The organism is Lactiplantibacillus herbarum (assembly GCF_001039045.1).
GTDB classification, from domain to species: Bacteria; Bacillota; Bacilli; order Lactobacillales; family Lactobacillaceae; genus Lactiplantibacillus; species Lactiplantibacillus herbarum.
The window spans coordinates 1-5834 of record NZ_LFEE01000046.1 but is presented as its reverse complement, the minus strand read 5'-3'; the positions used below and the strand labels follow the sequence as shown (position 1 = coordinate 5834).

At 39.0% G+C, this 5834-nt stretch carries 5 protein-coding genes and 2 pseudogenes; 5 read left to right on the top strand and 2 right to left on the bottom strand.

The window, feature by feature from the left end; all coding sequences use genetic code 11:
- Positions 1 to 18: 18 nt before the first annotated feature.
- A pseudogene (locus ACG95_RS13715) lies at positions 19 to 276 on the bottom strand (transposase); the annotation flags it as partial.
- Between ACG95_RS13715 and ACG95_RS13710 the strand changes: the two are divergent.
- Positions 275 to 475: a hypothetical protein gene (locus ACG95_RS13710; protein ID WP_024855729.1), complete on the top strand. Its 201-nt coding sequence runs from the start codon at positions 275 to 277 to the stop codon at positions 473 to 475. The pseudogene ACG95_RS13715 and the gene ACG95_RS13710 sit on opposite strands and share 2 nt — an antisense overlap.
- Positions 476 to 613: 138 nt before the next feature.
- Here ACG95_RS13710 and ACG95_RS13705 read toward each other — a convergent pair whose 3' ends face one another.
- Positions 614 to 691 (bottom strand): putative holin-like toxin, encoded by a 78-nt coding sequence (locus tag ACG95_RS13705; RefSeq protein WP_235708434.1) that lies wholly within the window; start codon positions 689 to 691, stop codon positions 614 to 616.
- 369 nt (positions 692 to 1060) lie between these two features.
- On the opposite strand from ACG95_RS13705, the gene ACG95_RS13700 reads away from it, so the two are divergent.
- The 4 genes and pseudogenes from ACG95_RS13700 (at position 1061) to ACG95_RS13685 (ending at position 5585) form a co-directional block, all read left to right on the top strand.
- Positions 1061 to 1837, top strand: coding sequence for a hypothetical protein (locus tag ACG95_RS13700; protein ID WP_024855730.1), 777 nt, complete (start codon positions 1061 to 1063; stop codon positions 1835 to 1837).
- A 107-nt stretch (positions 1838 to 1944) separates the two neighbouring features.
- Positions 1945 to 2529, top strand: coding sequence for a recombinase family protein (locus tag ACG95_RS13695; protein ID WP_048001074.1), 585 nt, complete (start codon positions 1945 to 1947; stop codon positions 2527 to 2529).
- Between the two features lie 359 nt (positions 2530 to 2888).
- A pseudogene (locus tag ACG95_RS13690) lies at positions 2889 to 4093 on the top strand (NAD(P)/FAD-dependent oxidoreductase).
- Positions 4094 to 4208: 115 nt separating this feature from the next.
- On the top strand, positions 4209 to 5585 hold the full coding sequence (locus ACG95_RS13685; RefSeq protein ID WP_024855732.1) for an FAD-dependent oxidoreductase: 1377 nt from the start codon (positions 4209 to 4211) through the stop codon (positions 5583 to 5585).
- Positions 5586 to 5834 lie beyond the last annotated feature (249 nt).

Genomic DNA, 5834 nt, shown 5'->3' with positions numbered 1-5834 from the left:
CGAATGTCAAAGTATCCAAACACGTTCTAATAGCGAATCAGCTGTCGGGTCTGGTTTATCTCGCCACATATCGTAATAGCGGTAGACGGTATGCCATTCCGGGAAATCGTGCGGTAATTCACGCCATTGACACCCTGTAGTAAGCGAGTAAAGGATGGCATTGAATACGTCATAAAGATCATAACGACGCGGTCTTGTATGCTTGCGGAAGTTTTCTAAATCAGGTTGTATTAACGCAAATTGCGCTCGAGAAATATTGCTTGGACAATCTGGCATGACAAACTCCTCAGTCGGTTTTCCACAATTCTACCAGATTCAGCAGATACTAGACAGGTTCTTAGGACTAAAAAATAAGTTAAATGATTTACACCATGAAATCAGTAATCGAACGCAAAAACAACTGAAAGCATTTGCTAAACAGAATCCAGAAATTAAACAACCAGATTCTGAACCTGATCAAAGCCTAAAACGTTAGCCAGTTTTTAAGGGACATGCTATAATGTAATAGAAAAAGGAAGTCCCGCTAGAACAGGGCTTCCCATGTAGAGCCGTTAAAGACGGTGGCAGATTTTAACGATATTTAATAACCGCTAGCTGACCAGAGCTAAGGCGGTTATTTTTTTTGCTTACTTTTGATCAGCTCAACAATTAATGCGATTAAGGCCACGATAAAAGTACCGAAAGCCAGCATTAATTGTAAAGCGTCCGCAACGGACACCTAGGCTACTCCTTTCGTTAGGATTTATGGGCTTTAAAGGTTTAACACCATAAGCACCACCTCCGATTGGAAATAGCCACCGCCTTAACTTCTCTACAAAATACCATTATACAGGGAATCTATATCACTATCCAAGTTTTCAAACAAATTTGCCTGATCGCTATATTACTAGTGAGAACCAATTTAAACGGATTAACTTTCAGGTTAATCCTTATATTACTAGTAGGACACGGACAAAATTTGAAAGAAGGCTTTAAAACTTGGTGACGTAGAACAGTAAGGCGCTTGATAATTATAAAAATAATAATACAAATGCAAACAAATAAGAAAGAAGATTTTATAATGTTGAAAGTTATACAATTATTTATAGGTCAATCATGGGAACTAATTTTAAATATCATCCAATGGATTAGCATTAACATATCGGTAGGTTGGTTAGCATTCGGATTAGCAGTAATAACATTTTTAAGAAATCGTCACAGGAAGCTGAGACAATCTTTTGAATACTCCTCAGGAAACAACAATTTTGAAACAGCTATTTCCATATATAATGACAGTTTAGGAACTGAAGCGTCTCAACTGCTAGGAATAATGGTTACAGACAAGAAATTCTATCTATATCGAAAGTTGTTGCCATACATCATTCGAGTAAAACTTAGATTGTGCAAAGACAGCAATAGTAAGACTACGCATACGACAAGGTCTTGGACATATCGCTTATTTTTATTGTTTATAGATAAGATAAAGTCTAAGAACTATAAAAAGCAATATGAAGATAAGGACTTATATCCTTACCTTCAAATGGTGAATATCCAAAATGGCGATGAAATTGCGGCGACTGGTTTTATTCCCATCAAAAGTCACGAAATGAGAACTATTGTTATTCCTAAAGGGCGCTTTTTAGACGCAGTTAAGAATCGTCTTACGTCTAATTATAAAGCATTAAAGCGCTTCGTTAATAAAAAGCCCGTTTATATTTATTTCATATATCAGACCATGAGTGGCACAGTGAAGGAATTTGTCGTTGAAACAGATTATCAAGACTCCTTGGGAAAAGATTTAGATATGGAATATTTAACAAAAATTCTTGCTGTTCAAGATAAATATAAAACAAAATAAGTTCATATCAAACGGCCATTAGGGTATACCCTAATGGTCTTTTTTATTTCTGTGCTATACTAGGAATTACAAGTGTTCATTAGAACTGTCCAAAAGGAGAATTGGAAATGGCTAAAATCGGTTATGCACGTGTGAGTTCCAAGGAGCAACATTTAGATCGACAGTTAGCGGCTTTAAAAGACGTTGATAAATTATTTACGGATAAATTAAGTGGGGCTAACACTAATCGGCCAGAACTGCAAAAAATGCTGGCCTATATTCGTGAGGGTGATATTGTAATGGTCACTGAATTAGATCGCTTAGGCAGAAACAACCATGATTTGACTAAGATCATGAACTCCATTCAAAATAAGGGTGCCACCCTAGATGTGTTAAATTTGCCGTCCATGACAGGGATTGCTGACCCAAATTTACGTCAACTGATGACCAACTTGATTATTGAACTCTATAAGTATCAGGCCGAAAGTGAACGTAAGCGAATCATTGAGCGCCAGCAGCAAGGGATTGCCTTAGCTAAGCAGCAGGGTAAATATCATGGGCGCAAACCCCAATACACCCAAGACGATCCCCGTTTGCAACATGCCTTTAAACTTTATCAAGCAGGCATGAGTGACATTGATGTTGCCCGTAATACAGGGATTAAACGGACGACCTTTATCAGATATCGAAAGAAATTCAATATACAAAGATGATGTTTACATGAGAGAATCATAGCAGAGCGGACCACTTGAAACTTCTAACTCCACTAAAATCCGAGAAATGACCAAGAAAAATGACAACTCTTCGAATATTGTTACTTCAAATTAAAATCAAAAATGATTACCTTAAAAATTGAGGTTTTTTAATTAAAATAATATTATTTTATGCTGTGTTATCCGCAATTCTAAATCTGGATCATAGTGATATTTGATAGCTTTGTAGCAGTATGTAAATAAAATTATTATTCTGATAAAAGCAAGCAACGATTGACAATTCTGAGCGTTATTTTTCGAATCATGGCGTTTTTATATTACAATGATCCTAGAAAAAGTAAAGTTATGGAGGCGATTAGATGAGTGATTTGGATCAGACAAACAGCTATCGATACGTCATTGTTGGTGGCGGAGTGGTTGCTGGCTATGCCATCAAGGGAATTCGACAGGAAGATTCAGAGGGTGAGATCTTAATTATTTCGCAAGAGGCGGATGTCCCATATGAACGACCGGCACTGAGTAAAAAACTATGGCTAGATGATGAATTTACTGAAGAGAACATTCAGATTGGTGCTGAAAATTATCCCAATGTGACTTTTAAGTTCAGACAACGGTTACGGCTATTAATCGGCAAGATAAGGTCATTACATTGGCCGATAGTGAGCAAATCAAGTATGAACAGCTATTGCTAGCAACTGGCGGAGAACCTAGACAAATCCAGGGACCTTCTGATCCACATGTGCTAGTCTTTAGACAGTGGTCAGATTATCGCAAGTTACGTAAATTTAGTGGTCCGAACAAGCGGGTTGTGATCATTGGTGGTGGATATGTTGGTACAGAGCTCGCATCGTCACTGACCCAAAATGAGACTGAAGTTACGATGATTTTTCCAGAAAAAGCGCTGGGTGAGGGTAAATTTCCTGAGTCTATTCGGACTGAGTATGAAGCCACGTTCAAACGCAATGGTGTCACACTGATGAGTGGTCAGTTTGTCCAATCATATCAACGCCAAGGTGACCACTTGACTCTATTGACAAAGGATGGTACGGTGATCGCAGCCGATACGATCATTGTTGGGTTAGGCGTTACGCCGCGGATTAGTTTAGCTGAAGACAGTTGTTTGGATTTAGCTGATGGTGGTGTGAAAGTTAATGAGTATCTCAATACTAGTGACCCAGCCATCTGGTCTGCTGGAGATATTGCCTCTTATCCAGATCACATCTTGGGTCGGCAACGGATTGAGCACGTGGACCATGCCCGACTTTCTGGTGAATTAGTTGGCCGTAATATGGCAGGGGGTCACATGAGCTATCAGCATACCCCATACTTCTATTCCATGATTTTTGATATTTCCTGGCAAGCAATCGGTAATATTGATCCTAAATTGCAATTGATTTTTGATCGGCGAACGCATGGATCGCTTGTCTATTTCATAGATACCGATAAGTTAGTTGGTGTTTTAGTTTGGAATGTTAAGGTGAATCTTGATGATGTTCGCGCATTGCTTGCGAACGCTCCAGCTACAGATGATCTGGTGGGATCCATTCGAGAGAAGAAGGCTTAGTATCTGGATGAGATATCGGTGAATCATTGCGTCATCACGAATGTACTTTAGAACAAAATGGCCATCATTAACGATTTATTATTTGTCACCCATCTATTAGGAGGCTATATTTTTTATGTCGAAGACAAAAGTTATTGTTGTTGGTGCCTCGCACGGCGGCCATCAGTCGGTTTTGGAACTTACTCACAAATACTCAAACCTAGATATTAAACTATTCGAAGCGGGAGATTTTATTTCTTTTATGTCCTGTGGTATGGAATTATATTTAGAAAACAGTGTAACGAGTATTAATGATGTCCGTAATTTTAAACCTGCAGATCTCGAAAAATTTGGGACAGAAGTATATGCCAATCATGAAGTGACCAAAATAAATCCAGAAAATAAGCAAGTTACCGTGAAAGATTTAAGATCCGGTAAGATACAGAGCTATGATTACGATAAATTAATCTTAAGCTCAGGCGTAACTCCAAACGATTTACCCGTTCCTGGTCATGAGCTAAAAAACGTTTATTCAATGCGCGGCAAGGATTGGGCAGAAAAGATCAAAGCAAAATTATCTGACCCAGATGTTAAAAATATTACTGTTATTGGTGCTGGTTACATTGGTGTTGAAGCTGCTGAAGCCAGCATCAAAGCTGGAAAGAATGTTACATTAATCGACATGATTAATCGGCCTCTGGGCAACTACCTAGATACCGAATTAACAGATATTTTATCAAAAGAATTGACTAGCAAAGGCGTTCAAGTTGTCACTGGCGCTAAGATTGAATGCTATGAAGGGACTGAATCGGTTTCTGCTGTTAAGACCAACGATGCAGAATATCCTAGTGACTTGATCATTCAAGCTGTTGGAGTTAAACCTAATACTGATTGGTTAAAGGGAACGGTTGAACTAGATAAGCGCGGGTGGATTAAAACTGACAAATATTTGAGAACTAATCTGCCTGATGTCTATGCCATAGGTGATGCGGTGTTGGCCTATTCAATTCCTGCTCAGAGGAACATGCCGATAGCTTTAGCCACGGTTGCCCGACGTGAAGCCCGTTATGTAGTGGAACACATCTTTGAGAACACACCGTCTATGCCATTTTCAGGAGTGGTCGGCTCATCAGCATTAAGTGTTTTCGACTATCACTTTGCCACATCAGGTCTGAATATGACCACAGCCCAAAAGGCCGATATTAAGATTAACACATCTTTTTACAAAGACACTTTACGTCCAGCTTATGTCCCTATGGAGAAGGGAAATACAGAGGTCTACGTAGAGCTGGATTACAATCCAAACACTCATCAACTATTAGGTGGTGCTGTATTGTCAACTTATGATATCACTGCCCAAGGTAATGTTATTTCATTAGCCATCCAACAAGGATTAAAACTGGAAGATTTAGCCGAAGCTGACTTTTTCTTCCAGCCAGGCTTTGACCGACAGTGGAGCCTATTGAACTTAGCAGCCCAACGTGCTCTTGGTGAACTTGAGTTTACAAAATAGAAATTGTAACGACCACTTATAACTTGCTGTTTAGGATCACGAATAAATCAAAAAGAGGCTGTGACATAAGTCTCCACAAATAAGACGGTCTAGTGAGAATCTTCGGATTCTCACTAGACCGCCTTTTGATATAATGGAAAATAAAAAAGGCATCGGCCACACCCGATACCCACAGATTATCCCCGAAAGGACATCTAAATATGCAAGACTATTATGGTGGATTGTAAAATTAATCCGAACGCTGTTCGG